A 15,111-nucleotide genomic window follows, 5' to 3' on the forward strand; every position below is an offset into this window, starting at 1 on the left:
GGGCAATAGTAGATAACAGCCTCCTATCCCGCCTTTTGGGTTCGCGAGCGAAGGCGAGGAAATACTTTCACGGTCTCAGGCGCGCTACACCCCAGCACCGCTACAGGAGGAGGAATCCTCCTCCCCCATTTGCATTGCCCGTAGCGGTTACTTGCGCTGCCCGGCCATGGCGGCGATGAACGCAGCCATCTCGGCATTCTTGTCCGCCTCGATACGCTGCACATTGGGGTTCTGGCTGAGCAGTTCCAGCAGCGCCGCGGCCTCGGGCCAGTCTTCCAGCAGGTCGATGCCGAACAGTTTGCGGCCAACGGCACGGGCCAGGTCGATACTGAACAGGAACATGATATCGGCGATGGTCATCTCGCTACCGGCCACATAGGGCGCGAAGCTGGCATGCCGGCGCAGTGCGGCGACGCCGGCCAGCAGCTCGGCCTGGGCCTTGTCCTTGGTGGCCTGGTCCACCTTGCCGCCGAAGAACACCTCCGGATAGCAGCTGCGCGCCGGCAGCTCGATATACAGTTCGATCTCCTTGGTCAGCGCGCGGACCCGGGCCCGGGCAAAGGGATCGCTGGGCAGCAGCGCCTTGCCACCCTGGGTCTCTTCGATATATTCCAGGATCACGTTGGTCTCGTTGATGAAGCCCTGCTCGGTTTCCAGGCACGGCACCTTGCCGCGCGGGCTCATCGCCAGGAATTCGGGGGTCTGGCTGGCGTGAATGGTGTTGATCTCGAAATCCACACCTTTTTCCAGCAGGGCCAGCTTGGCCATGTTGAAATAGTTGCTGACGGCAAAGCCATGAAGTCGCAGCATGGGGTCCTTCCTGTATCTTGTTGTAAGTGGGGATCAGTTGTACTCGCGCCGGCGACGAATTTCCAGCCCATCAAGACGATGAATACGACGCCAGTATGCAGTTCACCACCGGCCTGCGTTTTGCGGCTAGACTGCGGGAGTAGATTACCGACCATTGGAAAAGGTACTGCCCATGTCTCTGACAACCGACGAAGTTGACGACATCAACCTGCTGGCCCAATTCAATCTGGACAATACCCTGGAGGGATTGAAGGTTCATCAGCACGAGGCCTCACCCAACACCATCGCCGCCGCTGCACGCCTGTATCAGCGCGGCCTGATCACCATGGATGACGGCGGCTACCTGACCAGCCTGGGGCTGAAGGCCGCGGAGCAGGCGCAGCGTCTGCTGACCATCCTGCGGGCCTGAACGGCCGGCTGCTCCGGGCATGGGGACATCTGCCTCATGCCCCTTGTTCATCATTACTCATCCAGCTCCAGTTCCAGGTCATCCCCAGTCAGTTCGGCGATGACCTGGGCCAGCACACTGGCCAGCGCTTCATCATCGCTGTCATGCACCCAGCCCTGCCCCTGCTGGTAGCCGAAATGCAGGGTCGCGTCAGGTGTGGCCAGCCACAGCTCGCGCGAGGCCGGCTGCCGGCCGATGACCAGCCGTGGGCCGCTGGCCAGCATCAGCACCAGTGAGCCCTCGGTCTGCTCCATGTCCAGGTCCAGCTCGGCGGCGTCCAGCGCCTGCTCGATGCGATCCTGAATCAGGTCAACCTGACGGTGGAACTCGCTTTCAGTCAAATCACTCATTTACCTTCCTTAATCCGGTTTTCGCGGCGGGTGCGCCAGGCTCCCAGGCTCGGTATACTGCCGCATATTGTCCGTTTATCAACCAGGGTTCCATCATGAAACGATCCATCGCGGCGTTCGTTGTACTCCTGTCACTCGCGGGCTGTGGCCAGAAAGGCCCTCTGTACATGCCCGAAGAGACAGCCGGCCAGCCGGTTGATCCGGCCCGGGAAGCACTGATCCAGCAACCTACGGAAAACTGAAACATTTCATGAGTGAATTTCAATACCACAACGGCGAGCTGCATGCCGAAAGTGTCGCCCTGTCCGCCATCGCCGCGCAGTATGGTACACCCTGCTACGTCTATTCGCGCCGTGCTATCGAGCAGGCATTCGTCGCCTGGGACAGCGCGCTGAGTGGCGTGTCCCATCTGGTCTGCTTTGCCGTCAAGGCCAACTCCAACCTGGCGGTGCTGGGCGTGCTGGCACGCCTGGGCGCCGGCTTCGATATCGTTTCCGGTGGCGAGCTGGAGCGCGTACTGGCCGCCGGCGGCGACCCGGCACGGGTGGTATTCTCCGGCCTGGGCAAGACCGAAGAGGAAATGCGCCGCGCGCTCGAGGTCGGCATCAAGTGCTTCAACATCGAGTCGGCCGCCGAACTGGAGCGTCTGCAGCGGGTCGCTGCCGAGCTGGGCGTCAAGGCCCCGGTATCGCTGCGGGTCAATCCCGATGTGGACGCCATGACCCACCCGTACATCTCCACCGGGCTCAAGGAAAACAAGTTTGGCATCGATATCGCCCAGGCGCTGGCAATCTATCGCCGTGCGGCCGAGCTGCCGAACCTGGAGGTGCAGGGTGCGGATTGCCATATCGGCTCGCAGCTGACCGACGATACGCCGCTGCTCGATGCGCTGGATCGCATGCTGGTGCTGGTCGATCAACTGGCTGCCGAAGGCATCCACATCCGTCACCTGGACCTGGGTGGCGGCCTGGGCGTGACCTACCGCGACGAAACTCCACCGACACCGGGCCAGTACCTGGCCAAGGTCAAGGACAAGGTCGCCGGGCGTGACCTGACCCTGCTGTTCGAGCCGGGCCGCTCGATCGCTGCCAATGCCGGCGTGCTGCTGACCCAGGTCAACCTGCTCAAGCCCACCGAGCACAAGAACTTCGCGATCATCGATGCAGCAATGAACGACCTGATCCGTCCGGCACTGTACAGCGCCTGGATGGGCATCGATGCGGTACGCCCGCGCAGCGACATCGAAGCCAAGGCCTGGGACATGGTCGGCCCGGTCTGCGAGACCGGCGACTTCCTCGGCAAGGACCGCGAGCTGGCACTGGCCGAGGGTGACCTGCTGGCGGTGCGCTCGGCGGGTGCCTATGGCTTCGTCATGAGCTCGAACTACAACACTCGCCCCCGTGCAGCCGAGGTGATGGTGGATGGCGCAGCCAGCCACCTGGTACGCCGCCGCGAAACCGTCAGCGAGCTGTTCGCCGGCGAGTCGCTGCTGCCCGGGGCCTGATATGCTGCTGCGCTTCACCAAGATGCATGGCCTGGGCAATGACTTCATGGTCATCGACCTGGTGACCCAGCATGCCCAGCTGTCGCCGAAGCTGATCCGCCAGTGGAGCGATCGCCACTTCGGTATCGGCTTCGACCAGCTGCTGGTGGTCGAGCCGCCGGGCAGTCCGGACGTGGACTTCCGCTACCGCATCTTCAACGCCGATGGCAGCGAAGTCGAGCAGTGCGGCAACGGCGCCCGCTGCTTCGCCCGTTTCGTGCAGGACAAGCGGCTGACCGCCAAGTCGGAGATCCAGGTGGAAACAGCCGGCGGCCGGATCACCCTCCAGGTCCGCCGTGACGGCCAGGTGACGGTGAACATGGGTGCACCGCGCTTCGATCCGCAACAGATCCCCTTCCAGGCCGAGGCCGAAGCCCACAGCTACCCGTTGCAGGTCAATGGCCTGACACTGGAAGTGTCGGCGGTGTCCATGGGCAACCCCCACTGCGTGACCCTGGTCGAGGACCTGGACAGTTATCCGGTGGCCGAGCTTGGCCCGCTGATCGAACGGCATCCACGCTTCCCACAGCGGGTCAATGCCGGTTTCATGCAGGTGCTCGATGCGCATCATGCCCAGTTGCGCGTGCATGAGCGTGGTGCCGGTGAAACCCTGGCCTGTGGCACCGGCGCCTGCGCTGCCGCCGTCGCCGGTATCCGCCGTGGTCTGTTGCAGTCCCCGGTGACCATCCGCCTGCCCGGCGGCAACCTGAAAATCGAATGGGCCGGCCCTGGCCAGCCGGTGATGATGACCGGCCCGGCCAGCCGGGTCTACGAAGGACAGATACGCGTATGAGCGAAACCAGCCAGCCATCTCAGGAGCTGGACGCCGCCCAGGTAGCGGATTACCTGCGTCGGCATCCGGCATTCTTTGTCGAATATGACGAACTGCTGCCCGAGCTGTTCATTCCGCACCAGGCCGGCCAGGCGGTATCGCTGGTGGAGCGCCAGGTCAAGCTGTTGCGCGAGCGCAACATCGACGTGCGCCACCGCCTGGGCCAGTTGATGGAGGTCGCCCGGGAAAACGACCGGCTGTTCGAGAAAAGCCGGCGGCTGATCCTCAACCTGCTGGAATCCCAGGATGTGGAACAGGTCATCGCCAGCATCGAGGATAGCCTGCGCGATGACTTCCAGGTGCCCTTCGTCAGCCTGATCCTGTTCAGCGAGACCCAGCGCTTCTGCAATACCCGCTGCGTCAGCCACGCCGAGGCACGGGAAGCCATCGGCCACCTGCTGGACAGCGGCAAGACCCTGAGCGGCGTGCTGCGCAGTCATGAACTGCGCTTCCTGTTCGGCGAGCAGGGCAGCGAAGTGGCCTCCACCGCCCTGGCCCCCATCCAGCACCAGGGCCTGCACGGCGTGCTGGCCCTGGGCAGCCGCGATCCGCAGCAATACCGCAGCGCCACCGGCACCCTGTTCCTCAGCTACGTCGCCGATGCCCTGGCCCGGGTACTGCTGCGCCCGCCGGCCGGCGAGCCGCGGAGCCAGTAGTGTCCAGCGCCCCGCTGCTGCCGGCCCTGGACGACTTCATCGGCCACCTGCGCAGCGAGCGGCAACTGTCGGCGCGCACGCTGGAGGCCTACAGCCGCGACCTGCACAGCTGCTGCCGGTTTCTCGAGGAGCAGCGGATCGACGACTGGAACGCCCTGGATACCGCCCTGCTGCGCCGCTACGTGGCCAGCCGGCACCAGGCAGGTCTGTCCGGGCGCAGCTTGCAGCGCGAACTCAGCGCGGTGCGCAGCCTGTATCACTACCTGATCCGCGAACGCCGCTGCCGGCACAACCCGGCACTCGACCTGCGCGCGCCGAAAGCAGCGCGCAAGCTGCCACGCCTGCTGGATGCCGACCTCACCACGCAACTGCTCAACGACGACGGCGACGACGACTGGCTGGCGGTGCGCGACCACGCCATGCTCGAGCTGTTCTATTCCTCCGGCCTGCGCCTGTCGGAGCTGGCCGGGCTGAATATTGACCAGCTCGACCTCACCGAGGGTGAGGTGCGGGTGCTCGGCAAGGGCAACAAGACCCGGCTGTTGCCGGTCGGACGCATGGCCCGCGAGGCGCTGCGCCGCTGGCTCAAGGTGCGCCCGACGGTGCCGGATGCCAGCCAGCCGGTATTCGTTGGCATGCAGGGGCGTCGGTTGACGCCGCGGGCGATCCAGCAGCGGGTACGGCGCTATGGTATCGAGCACATCGGCCAGCATCTGCATCCGCACATGCTGCGCCACTCCTTCGCCAGCCACCTGCTGGAATCCTCGGGCGACCTGCGCGCGGTGCAGGAGTTGCTCGGGCATGCCGATATCAGCACCACCCAGGTGTACACTCACCTCAACTTCCAGCATCTGGCCGAGGTGTACGACCGCGCGCACCCCCGTGCCAGACGCAAGTCCGACGACTGACCCGCGAGCCCGAGATGATTCAACTGCTGACCTTCGATCTGGACAACACCCTGTGGGAAACCGAGACGGTAGTCGTCGCGGCCGAGCAGACCCTGCTGCAATGGCTGGACCGCCACGCCCCGCGCTTCACCCAGCAGCTCGATGGCGACGCCCGGCGCGCGCTGCGCAAGGAGGTGCTGGCGGCAGACCCCGCGCTGCGTCACCGGGTCACCGCACTGCGTATCACGGTGCTGGAGCACGGCCTGCGCAAGGCCGGCTACAGCGCCGAGCAGGCCGCCGAACTGGCGCAGGCGGGATTCGAGGTATTTCTCGAGGCACGCCATGCGCTGACCTTCTTCCCGCACTGCGAGCCGCTGCTGGAGGAGCTGTCACGCCACTACCAGTTGGCGACCATCTCCAACGGCAATGCCGATGTGCGCCGCCTGGGACTGGAAAAGTATTTCAGGATCATCATCTCCGCCGATGAGATCGGCCTGAGCAAACCTGATCCGGCACCGTTTCTCGCCGCCCTGGAACGGGCCGGCGTGGAGCCACAGCAGGCGCTGCACATCGGCGATCATCCGGTGGATGATATCCAGGGCGCGCGCGGTGTCGGCCTGCATACCCTGTGGTTCAATCGGCTGGGGCTGGAATGGTCGGGCGCCGAGCGCCCACATGGCGAGGTGCGCTGCCTGAGCGAGATTCCCGACTGGCTGAAGAACTACCGGGGCTAACGCAAAGGGCCCGCCCGAAGGCAGGCCCTTTGCCTACAGCGATACCTCAGATGGGTCGACTGCCGTACTTGCCTTCCGGCTTCTTCGGCGGGTCTCCCAGGGCGTTGTTGTCGACCTCCTGGACCTTGCCACCACGGGCCAGGAACTCCTCCATCTGCCGCGCCAGCATTTCCCGCTCACGCGCCTTGGCCTCGATGGACGCACCTTCCAGGGCATCATCCTGGGCCGCCGCCTTCTTACGCGGCTTTACCGCCGGCTCGTCATCGACTTCCATTTCATCGGCTTCGTCAACGACGCTGTTGTCTACTTCTTCGTCCTGCAAGTCATCATCTTCGATATCGTCTGCGCTCATGGCGTTCCTCCGCGTGAAAACTTGGCTATATATAGCGCAACAGAGCGATTTGAAAAGGGGGAAGGGAAAATTTTACTGGATGTCGCCCGCCCTCCGCGGGCGGGGCGCGGGCATGGCGGCGCTCAGAGGTCGTACAGACGGCCGCATTGCTCGGCCAGGCGGCGCGTTTCGCCCTCCTCCATGGCCAGCACATTACGCATCAGCTCGGCCGCTGCAGGGATAGCGGCACGACCGGTCATTGAGGTATAGACCTCGATCAGCTGGCCATGCAGCTCGAACACCTGCTCGCTGATCTCATCGAAGGATTTGCCGGCGAAGGTGAGCTCCCAGCGCGCCCGGGGCGGTACGTTTTCACCGATATGCTCGTACAGCCAGGTCCTGCTTTCGGCCTTGCCGGCCCGGGCGCGGAACTGGTCCACGGTTCTGGCCATGTCGCGCTCATGGCCGGCAATGTACTCCATCAGCCAGCGGCTGCGCTGGTCAGTGGCGGCAGTGATCGCCTGCTCCAGGCGATCGGCAATGACCGCATGCGCTTCGCTGGTCCATTGCAACAGGTAGTCATAGGTCTCAGCCTGCATGAGTATCTCCCTGGTGATTGGCTCGGGTCCTGCTTTGGACTACAGGCAGCACCGCAAGTTTGCAGTTTCTCGCCAGACAGCAATAGCGGAACCCGGAAATGCAAACAGGGCGCCGAAGCGCCCTGTTACAACCCGAATGAAGGGTTATTTCTTGCCGGCGGTGAACTCGGGATAGGCTTCCATCCCGCACTCAACCAGATCGACCCCGACGTACTCTTCCTCCGCGGAGATACGGATGCCCATCACTGCCTTGAGGATGCTCCAGACCACCAGGCTGGCGATGAAGATCCAGCCGAAGATCGCGATCACACCCAGCAGTTGACTGCCGAAGCTGGCATCAGCGTTGGTCAGCGGTACCGCCAACACACCCCAGATACCTGCGGAACCGTGGGCGGAGATGGCACCCGCCGGGTCATCCAGCTTCAGGCGATCCAGCGCCAGCACACTCAGCACCACGATCACCCCACCGACAGCACCGATCAGCACGGCAGACAGCGCCGACGGCGACAGCGGGTCAGCGGTGATCGATACCAGGCCGGCCAGGGCACCGTTGAGCACCATGGTCAGGTCGGTCTTGCCGAACATGATCCGCGAAGTGATCAACGCCGCGATCAGGCCACCAGCCGCTGCCAGGTTGGTGTTGACCATCACCTGCGCCACGTTGTTGGCCGAATCGATGTCGGAGATCTTCAGCTCGGAGCCGCCATTGAAGCCGAACCAGCCCATCCACAGGATGAAGATACCCAGGGTGGACAGCGCCAGGTTGCTGCCGGGAATGGCATTGATCTGCCCGTTGGGACCATACTTGCCCTTACGCGCACCCAGCAGGATCACCCCGGCCAATGCCGCAGCGGCACCCGCCATGTGGACGATACCGGAACCGGCGTAGTCGGAGTAACCGATGCCGTCCAGCCAGCCGCCACCCCAGCTCCAGGCGCCCTGGATCGGGTAGATGAAGCCGGTCATGACCACTGCGAAGGCGAGGAAGGCCCACAGGCGCATACGCTCGGCAACGGCCCCCGACACAATCGACATGCAAGCTCCAGCAAACACGATCTGGAAGAAGAAGTCGGCACGATTGGAGTAGTAGGGTGCGTCATCTGCGCCGGTCATGGCGTCGGCGACACTGTTTTCACCACCGATCAGAAACCCCAGGCTCGGGAACACCGCACCGTCGGACGAATACATGATGTAGTAGCCGACCAGCAGGTACATCACCGAAGCGATGGCGAACAGCGAGATGTTCTTGGCAAGGATTTCAGCGGTGCTCTTGGTGCGTACCAAACCGGCTTCCAGCATGGCGAAACCACAAGCCATCCACATTACCAGTACGGCACACACCAGAAAGTAGAACGTATCAAGTGCGTACTTGATCTGTACGATATCTTCCATCACTAAGCCCCCCAGATAGGCTTTTGGATTTACTGCATTATTTGAAACGAAGCGTCAGATGGCGTCAGTGCCCGTCTCGCCCGTCCTGATCCGGATGGCCTGCTCCAGCGCCACGACGAAGATCTTGCCGTCACCGATCTTGCCGGTGTTGGCCGCCTTGGTGATGGCTTCGATGACGCGATCGAGCATGTCGTCGCCGATGGCCACTTCGATTTTCACCTTGGGCAGGAAGTCCACCACGTATTCCGCGCCGCGATACAGCTCGGTATGGCCCTTCTGCCGGCCAAACCCCTTGACCTCGGTGACGGTGATGCCTTGAACGCCTATCTCGGAAAGTGACTCCCGAACGTCGTCCAGCTTGAATGGCTTGATTACAGCCGTTACTAATTTCATCTTCGATACTCCCGTTAGATGGACTGCCCTGGGGGACAGGACAAGTCTATGCCGAGTTAAGGCCTTTTAAAATCGGACTTTGCTCCTATCGCTCTGATAAACCAGATATATATCGCTCTGGTGGTTGCCATCAGCGATCACCACTGGCCCTGTCGCTGCTTCCGAATGAGCACCCGATCACAGTTCTGGCACGGCGCGGCGGCGACCCGAACCAACTGGCCAGCGCTAGCCAGTGCATTGCAGAAAGCCTGCCACTTTTAGCTTTTTTGTTTTATTTCAATTGATTACAGAAACGCAGGCGTTTTTTCTGCACACCTGTCAGCGACAGCGCGCACCATCGCAGTGCAATCGTGATGCGCTTGTGTGCCAGCACGGGGCGCCACAGCCGGTTTTGCGGTTGGGGCCATGGCGCTGCGGATGCTAGACTCGCCACAGCAAAACCGGCCCAGGCCGGTTTCTCAGCCATCGGGAACGGAAGTACAGGCATGCTGCACAAAGTCTTGATTGATACCCTAGGCAACCAGGCCGCGCGCCTGCTCAACAATGATCACGGCCTGCCCGCCGCGGACATCGAGAAGCAGTTGAAGGCCCTGATCAACAGTGCCCTGGCCAAGCTGGACGTGGTCAGCCGGGAGGAGTTCGAGACCCAGCAGGCGGTCCTGCTGCGCACCCGCGAACGCCTGGAAGCGCTGGAGAAACGGGTAGCGGAGCTGGAAAGCAAACCCTGAACCGCGCCTGCAGCAGACAGGCGATCAAGGAGTGATCGATGTCCCTGGCGATTGTCCACAGTCGCGCCAAACTGGGTATCCAGGCGCCGCCCGTTACCGTTGAAGTGCACCTGGCCAATGGTATGCCCAGCCTGACCCTGGTCGGCCTGCCGGAAACCGCCGTACGGGAAAGCAAGGACCGGGTACGCAGCGCCCTGCAGAATGCCCGCCTGGACTTTCCCAGCCTCAAGCGCATCACCATCAACCTGGCGCCCGCCGACCTGCCCAAGGAAGGCGGGCGCTTCGATCTGGCCATCGCCCTCGGGCTGCTGGCGGCCAGCGGGCAGATCCCCGCCGGCAGCCTGCAGGACTGCGAAGTGCTGGGCGAACTGGCGCTATCCGGCGAGTTGCGCCCGGTACAGGGCGTGCTGCCGGCAGCCCTGGCCTGTCGTGACCAGCAACGCACCCTGCTGCTGCCCCAGGCCAACGCCGCCGAGGCGGCGCTGGTACCCGGGGTGAACATCATTGCCGCCACGCACCTGCTGCAGTTGTGCGAGCACCTGCGCGGTGAGCAACCTTTGCCGCCAGTCGAGTCCGGAGTGCGCCCGCCGCCAGCCGCGCCAGTCGCCGACCTGGCCGAGGTGCAGGGCCAGGCCCAGGCCAAGCGCGCGCTGATCGTCGCCGCCGCCGGCTCGCACAATTTGCTGCTGTTCGGCCCGCCGGGCACCGGCAAGACCCTGTTGGCCAGCCGTCTGCCCGGTATCCTGCCGGCACTGGCGGAAGATGAGGCGCTGGAAGTGGCGGCGATTCAATCGGTATGCGGTCGCGACCAGTTGGATAGCTGGCCGGTACGGCCATTTCGTGCGCCCCATCATGGTGCATCGGCGGCAGCGCTGGTCGGCGGTGGCAGCCAGCCACGACCCGGCGAGATCAGTCAGGCGCACCATGGCGTGCTGTTTCTCGACGAATTGCCCGAATTCGATCGCAAGGTGCTGGAAATGCTTCGCGAACCACTGGAGTCGGGCATCATCCATATCGCCCGCGCCCGCGAGCAGCTGACCTTTCCCGCCCGATTCCAGCTGATCGCCGCGATGAACCCCTGCCCCTGCGGTTACCAGGGCGATCCCTCGGGGCGCTGCCATTGTACAGCGGAGCAGATACAGCGCTACCGCGGCAAGCTCTCCGGCCCGTTGCTGGACCGCATCGACCTGCACCTGGCCATGCACAACGAAGCCTTCAGCCTCACAGGTCACAGCCACGACAAGCCCGACAGCCACGAGGCCGCCGCCCTGGTGGCCCGCGCCCGCGATCATCAACTGCAGCGCCAGGGTTGCCTGAATGCACACCTGGATCTGGCCGCGGTGCGCCAGCACTGCGCCTTGCAGCAGGACGATGCGGCCTGGCTGGAACAGGCAGTGGAGCGGTTGGGCTTATCGCGCCGGGCAGCCCACCGGGCGTTGAAGGTAGCGCGGACCCTGGCCGATCTGGAAGACGCTGCCACTATCGGGCGCGGGCATCTGGCCGAAGCGCTGCAGTACCGGCAACTGGACAGGCAACCACTCAGTTGAGGCTGACCACCTTGGCACTGCTGCTGAGTACGTCATCACGGCCCATGCTGTAGGCATCGGCGAAATAGCACAGCTCGGCGAACGGCAGCGCCGGGCTGATGAAGAAGCCCTGGATCTGGTCACAACCGAGCCCGCGGAGGGTTTCCATCTGCGCCCGCAGCTCGACGCCCTCGGCCACCACCTCCAGCCCCAGGCTGTGCCCCATGTCGATCATGGCAGCCACCAGACGCCGGTCCGCCGGGCAATCGACGATACCGCGCACGAAGCTGCGGTCGAGCTTGAGCAGGTTGATCGGCAGGCTGTGCAGGTGCACGAACGAGGAAAAGCCGGTGCCGAAGTCATCCAGCGAGAAGCGTACGCCAAGGCCGGTCATGCCTGCCATGGCCATCTGCACCTGTTCGGGGCGCTGCATGACCGCGGTCTCGGTCAGTTCGAACTCGAGCATTCGCGGGTCGATGCCGGTCTTCTGTATCAGGCGCTCGACCGTCGCCAACAGGCGGCTGTCGAGGAACTGGCGAAAGGACATGTTCACCGCCACGTTCAGATGCAGGCCTCGGCGCTGCAGGATACGCAGGTCGTGACAGGCACGGGCGATCACCCAGTAGCCCATCGGCACGATCAGGCCGGTCTCCTCGGCCAGCGGAATGAACTCGTTGGGCGCCAGCAGGCCACGCTCGGGATGACGCCAACGAATCAACCCCTCGACCCCCACGATCTTGCCACTGCGCAGCTCCACGCGCGGCTGGTAGTGCAGTTCCAGCTCGTTGTGCCGCAGCGCCCGGCGTAGTTGCATCTCGAACTCGATCTGGTTGTGCGCCTGCAGGTTGATACGCTCGTCGTAGAAATGGTAGCTGCAACCGGACTGGCTCTTGGCTTGCTGCATCGCCAGGTTGGCATGCAGCAGCAGGCTGTCGACCGTCTGTCCGCCCTCGGGGAAGGTGGCGATCCCAATGCTCGAGCCCAGCAACAGGCTGTCGTCGCCGGCCTCGAACGGCTCGGTCAGCTCGCCGACGACCTTCTTCACCACGTGCATCAGGTTACCGGCGTTGGCGTAGTCCTCGACGATCACGGTGAATTCGTCGCTGCCCATCCGTCCCACCGTATCGGTGGTACGCAGTACCGCGCGCAGACGGTCGGCGACCTGGCGGATGATCGCATCCCCGGCGCTGTGGCCGAGGCTGTCATTGACATGGCTGAAGTTGTCCAGATCCAGGGACAGCACTGCCAGCGGCTGGTTGCCGCGCACAGCGCGCTGCATGCTGTGCTTGAGGCGATCCTGCAGCATCTGCCGGTTGCAGCAGCCGGTCAGGGGGTCATCGCTGGAGGCGCGGGCCAAGGCATCGTGCAATTGCCTGCGCTCGCTGGCATAGCGCAGGCAGCGCAGCAGTTCCGCTGTCTCTGCCTGGCGATCGATGCTGTCCACCACGCCGGGCGGCAGCTCGGCGGCGGCCGCGCCCGATGTCAGGCACACCACCGGTGCCGAGCAATGCGCGGGCACCGGCAGGAACGCCTGCCCAGCCAATACCACCGCGCCGGGCTCGACGCTCAACAGGGCATCCACCTGCGGCCAGCCCGGCACGCTTTCCACCGCCACTGCTCCGCCTGCCAGCAGACGGGCGGCCAACTGCGCGGCCGCCGCATCGTCATCCAGCAATACAATCCGTTGCAATGACCTGTCAACGTACAATTCTTGTCCTCGCCTCAGGCATGATATTAAATCGCATTATGTGCAGCGTAGTCCTGGGCCGTGATGGTGTCGAGTTTCAGCGTAGGGGTCAGCATACCCTATGCTAGAATCGCACGCCCAGTCTTGCGTGAGGTCAATGTGTCGCAACTCAATCCCCGTCAACAGGAAGCAGTCCACTATATCAGCGGACCCCTGCTTGTATTGGCTGGTGCCGGTAGCGGCAAGACCAGTGTGATCACCCGCAAGATCGCCTATCTGGTCAAGGAATGCGGTATCCGCGCGCAGAATATCGTCGCCGTCACCTTCACCAACAAGGCCGCACGGGAAATGAAGGAGCGCGTCAGCTCCCTGCTGCGCGGCGCCGAAGGCCGCGGCCTGACCGTGTCCACCTTCCACAACCTGGGATTGAACATCATCCGCAAGGAGCACCAGCGCCTGGGCTACAAACCCGGCTTCTCGATCTTCGACCAGAATGACGCCCAGGCCCTGATCAACGACCTGATGCACAAGGACTACGGTGCCGACGATGGCGCCGACGGCATACAGGCGCAGATCTCGGCATGGAAGAACGACCTGATCACCCCCGAGGAAGCGCTGGCCCAGGCCAAGACGCCTCAGCAGCAGACCGCCGCCAGCGTCTACATGCATTACAACCGCACGCTCAAGGCCTACAACGCAGTCGACTTCGACGACTTGATCCTGATCCCGGTACTGCTGTTCCGCGACCATCCCGACGTGCTGGAAAAATGGCAATTCCGTATCCGCTACATGCTGGTCGACGAGTACCAGGACACCAACGCCAGCCAGTACCTGCTGGTCAAGATGCTGGTCGGCAACCAGGCCCGCTTTACCGTGGTCGGCGATGACGACCAGTCGATCTACGCCTGGCGCGGCGCCCGCCCGGAAAACCTTGCCCAGCTGAAAGAGGATTTCCCCTCACTGAAGGTGGTCATGCTGGAGCAGAACTACCGCTCCACCAGCCGCATCCTCAAGGCGGCCAATACCCTGATCGCCAACAACCCCCATGTGTTCGAGAAGCAGCTGTGGAGCGAACTGGGCTATGGCGACCCGATCCGGGTGATCCGCTGCCGCAACGAGGATGCCGAGGCCGAACGGGTGGCCACCGATATCCAGAACCTGCATCTCAAGCAGCGCATTCCGTGGAAGGACATTGCCATCCTCTACCGCGGCAACCATCAGTCCCGGCTGATCGAACTCAAACTGCAGCATCATCAGATTCCCTATCACCTGTCGGGCGGCACCAGTTTCTTCAGCCGCCAGGAGGTCAAGGACGTGATGTCCTACTTCCGCCTGCTGGTCAATCCGGATGACGACAATGCGCTGCTGCGGGTGATCAACGTACCGCGCCGGGAAATCGGCCCGGCAACTCTGGAAAAGCTCGGCACCTACGCCAACCAGCGCGAGATCAGCCTGTTCGCCGCCTGCACCGAGGTAGGCCTGACCGAGCACATGGAACCGCGTTACTGCGAACGCCTGCAGCGCTTCGGCCACTGGCTGGAGAAGGTCCGCCAGCAATGCGCCCAGAACGAGCCCATCGCCGCCCTGCGCAGCATGGTGATGGATCTGGACTACGAGAACTGGATACGGCAGAACTGCTCCAGCGACGAGATCGCCGCCAAGCGCATGGGCAACGTCTGGTTCCTGCTCGATTCGCTGAAAACCACCATGGACCGCGATGAGACCGGCGAAACCACCTTCGAGGACGCCATCGCCAAGCTCGTGCTGCGTGACATGCTCGAGCGCCAGGAAGAAGAAGAGGACGCCGACCGCGTGCAGCTCATGACCATGCACGCCTCCAAGGGTCTGGAATACCCGCACGTCTATGTGCTCGGCATGGAAGAAGAAATTCTCCCGCACCGCTCCAGCATCGAAGCCGACAGCGTGGATGAGGAGCGCCGGCTGGCCTATGTGGCCATCACCCGGGCCAAGCGCAACCTGACCTTCACCTTCGCCGCCCGCCGCCGTCAGTTCGGCGAAATCATCGACTGCCTGCCCAGCCGCTTTCTCGACGAGCTGCCGCCAGATGATCTGGAATGGGAAGGCACCGAAGATGTCCCGGTGGAGAAGAAACAGGCCCGCGGCAACACCGCTCTGGCGGATATCCGCAGCATGCTTGGGCGCTAAATTGTTTTAGCGAGACCCATCGCAGGCAA

17 protein-coding genes are annotated in these 15,111 nt (G+C 63.4%); 10 read left to right on the forward strand and 7 right to left on the reverse strand.

Translation table 11 applies throughout. The annotated features are described in order from the left end of the window. Positions 1-147: 147 nt before the first annotated feature. Positions 148-810: a glutathione S-transferase family protein gene (locus tag H6X51_RS14505; RefSeq protein WP_185268226.1), complete on the reverse strand. Its 663-nt coding sequence runs from the start codon at positions 808-810 to the stop codon at positions 148-150. Positions 811-982: 172 nt separating this feature from the next. On the opposite strand from H6X51_RS14505, the gene H6X51_RS14510 reads away from it, so the two are divergent. After that, positions 983-1,219: a TIGR02647 family protein gene (locus H6X51_RS14510; RefSeq protein WP_185268227.1), complete on the forward strand. Its 237-nt coding sequence runs from the start codon at positions 983-985 to the stop codon at positions 1,217-1,219. 53 nt (positions 1,220-1,272) lie between these two features. Here the strand turns inward: H6X51_RS14510 and cyaY are convergent, their stop codons facing one another. Beyond that, positions 1,273-1,608 carry an iron donor protein CyaY gene (gene cyaY / locus H6X51_RS14515; protein ID WP_185268228.1) on the reverse strand — a complete coding sequence of 112 codons (336 nt, stop codon included), beginning with the start codon at positions 1,606-1,608 and terminating at the stop codon, positions 1,273-1,275. Positions 1,609-1,703: 95 nt separating this feature from the next. On the opposite strand from cyaY, the gene lptM reads away from it, so the two are divergent. From lptM to H6X51_RS14545, 6 genes are read left to right on the forward strand one after another with little or no spacing between them, the layout of a single operon-like run. Further along, positions 1,704-1,850, forward strand: coding sequence for an LPS translocon maturation chaperone LptM (gene lptM, locus H6X51_RS14520; protein ID WP_185268229.1), 147 nt, complete (start codon positions 1,704-1,706; stop codon positions 1,848-1,850). Between the two features lie 8 nt (positions 1,851-1,858). After that, positions 1,859-3,112, forward strand: coding sequence for a diaminopimelate decarboxylase (gene lysA, locus H6X51_RS14525; RefSeq protein WP_185268230.1), 1,254 nt, complete (start codon positions 1,859-1,861; stop codon positions 3,110-3,112). Between the two features lies 1 nt (position 3,113). After that, the gene (gene dapF, locus H6X51_RS14530; RefSeq protein WP_185268231.1) at positions 3,114-3,944 is read left to right on the forward strand and encodes a diaminopimelate epimerase; all 831 of its coding nucleotides are present in this window, start codon (positions 3,114-3,116) and stop codon (positions 3,942-3,944) included. Further along, on the forward strand, positions 3,941-4,639 hold the full coding sequence (locus tag H6X51_RS14535) for a DUF484 family protein (protein WP_185268232.1): 699 nt from the start codon (positions 3,941-3,943) through the stop codon (positions 4,637-4,639). The genes dapF and H6X51_RS14535 overlap by 4 nt, the downstream gene beginning before the upstream one ends. Before the next feature lie 14 nt (positions 4,640-4,653). Beyond that, positions 4,654-5,547, forward strand: a complete 894-nt coding sequence (xerC, locus tag H6X51_RS14540) for a tyrosine recombinase XerC (protein ID WP_185268254.1) — start codon at positions 4,654-4,656, stop codon at positions 5,545-5,547. Positions 5,548-5,561: 14 nt separating this feature from the next. Further along, on the forward strand, positions 5,562-6,260 hold the full coding sequence (locus H6X51_RS14545; RefSeq protein ID WP_185268233.1) for an HAD family hydrolase: 699 nt from the start codon (positions 5,562-5,564) through the stop codon (positions 6,258-6,260). A 46-nt stretch (positions 6,261-6,306) separates the two neighbouring features. On the opposite strand, the gene H6X51_RS14550 is transcribed toward H6X51_RS14545, so the two are convergent. The 4 genes from H6X51_RS14550 to glnK form a co-directional block, all read right to left on the reverse strand. Continuing rightward, entirely contained in the window at positions 6,307-6,612 is a 306-nt protein-coding gene (locus tag H6X51_RS14550) for a hypothetical protein (protein WP_185268234.1), read from the reverse strand. Between the two features lie 122 nt (positions 6,613-6,734). Further along, a complete protein-coding gene (locus tag H6X51_RS14555; protein ID WP_185268235.1) occupies positions 6,735-7,190 on the reverse strand; it encodes a hypothetical protein in 456 nt (151 codons plus the stop codon). Between the two features lie 144 nt (positions 7,191-7,334). Then, positions 7,335-8,582 carry an ammonium transporter gene (locus H6X51_RS14560; RefSeq protein WP_185268236.1) on the reverse strand — a complete coding sequence of 416 codons (1,248 nt, stop codon included), beginning with the start codon at positions 8,580-8,582 and terminating at the stop codon, positions 7,335-7,337. A gap of 54 nt (positions 8,583-8,636) precedes the next feature. Further along, complete coding sequence (gene glnK, locus H6X51_RS14565; protein ID WP_036988956.1) at positions 8,637-8,975, reverse strand: P-II family nitrogen regulator; 339 nt, start codon at positions 8,973-8,975, stop codon at positions 8,637-8,639. A 485-nt stretch (positions 8,976-9,460) separates the two neighbouring features. Here glnK and H6X51_RS14570 point away from each other — a divergent pair, with 485 nt between their 5' ends. Beyond that, complete coding sequence (locus H6X51_RS14570; RefSeq protein WP_185268237.1) at positions 9,461-9,703, forward strand: accessory factor UbiK family protein; 243 nt, start codon at positions 9,461-9,463, stop codon at positions 9,701-9,703. 38 nt (positions 9,704-9,741) lie between these two features. After that, positions 9,742-11,250, forward strand: coding sequence for a YifB family Mg chelatase-like AAA ATPase (locus tag H6X51_RS14575; RefSeq protein ID WP_185268238.1), 1,509 nt, complete (start codon positions 9,742-9,744; stop codon positions 11,248-11,250). On the opposite strand, the gene H6X51_RS14580 is transcribed toward H6X51_RS14575, so the two are convergent. Continuing rightward, positions 11,243-12,919: a putative bifunctional diguanylate cyclase/phosphodiesterase gene (locus H6X51_RS14580; protein ID WP_235991358.1), complete on the reverse strand. Its 1,677-nt coding sequence runs from the start codon at positions 12,917-12,919 to the stop codon at positions 11,243-11,245. The genes H6X51_RS14575 and H6X51_RS14580 overlap by 8 nt on opposite strands. A 156-nt stretch (positions 12,920-13,075) precedes the next feature. On the opposite strand from H6X51_RS14580, the gene rep reads away from it, so the two are divergent. Next, on the forward strand, positions 13,076-15,082 hold the full coding sequence (gene rep, locus H6X51_RS14585; protein ID WP_185268239.1) for a DNA helicase Rep: 2,007 nt from the start codon (positions 13,076-13,078) through the stop codon (positions 15,080-15,082). The last annotated feature ends 29 nt before the right edge of the window (positions 15,083-15,111 follow it).

The organism is Halopseudomonas xiamenensis, from assembly GCF_014219065.1.
GTDB lineage: Bacteria > Pseudomonadota > Gammaproteobacteria > Pseudomonadales > Pseudomonadaceae > Halopseudomonas > Halopseudomonas xiamenensis.

Bases quoted from the DNA above. Each gene is read 5' to 3' on its own strand.
- H6X51_RS14505 (WP_185268226.1), bottom strand. From the start codon at position 810: ATGCTGCGACTTCATGGCTTTGCCGTCAGCAACTATTTCAACATGGCC.
- H6X51_RS14510 (WP_185268227.1), top strand. From the start codon at position 983: ATGTCTCTGACAACCGACGAAGTTGACGACATCAACCTGCTGGCCCAA.
- cyaY (WP_185268228.1), bottom strand. From the start codon at position 1,608: ATGAGTGATTTGACTGAAAGCGAGTTCCACCGTCAGGTTGACCTGATT.
- lptM (WP_185268229.1), top strand. From the start codon at position 1,704: ATGAAACGATCCATCGCGGCGTTCGTTGTACTCCTGTCACTCGCGGGC.
- lysA (WP_185268230.1), top strand. From the start codon at position 1,859: ATGAGTGAATTTCAATACCACAACGGCGAGCTGCATGCCGAAAGTGTC.
- dapF (WP_185268231.1), top strand. From the start codon at position 3,114: ATGCTGCTGCGCTTCACCAAGATGCATGGCCTGGGCAATGACTTCATG.
- H6X51_RS14535 (WP_185268232.1), top strand. From the start codon at position 3,941: ATGAGCGAAACCAGCCAGCCATCTCAGGAGCTGGACGCCGCCCAGGTA.
- H6X51_RS14545 (WP_185268233.1), top strand. From the start codon at position 5,562: ATGATTCAACTGCTGACCTTCGATCTGGACAACACCCTGTGGGAAACC.
- H6X51_RS14550 (WP_185268234.1), bottom strand. From the start codon at position 6,612: ATGAGCGCAGACGATATCGAAGATGATGACTTGCAGGACGAAGAAGTA.
- H6X51_RS14555 (WP_185268235.1), bottom strand. From the start codon at position 7,190: ATGCAGGCTGAGACCTATGACTACCTGTTGCAATGGACCAGCGAAGCG.
- H6X51_RS14560 (WP_185268236.1), bottom strand. From the start codon at position 8,582: ATGGAAGATATCGTACAGATCAAGTACGCACTTGATACGTTCTACTTT.
- glnK (WP_036988956.1), bottom strand. From the start codon at position 8,975: ATGAAATTAGTAACGGCTGTAATCAAGCCATTCAAGCTGGACGACGTT.
- H6X51_RS14570 (WP_185268237.1), top strand. From the start codon at position 9,461: ATGCTGCACAAAGTCTTGATTGATACCCTAGGCAACCAGGCCGCGCGC.
- H6X51_RS14575 (WP_185268238.1), top strand. From the start codon at position 9,742: ATGTCCCTGGCGATTGTCCACAGTCGCGCCAAACTGGGTATCCAGGCG.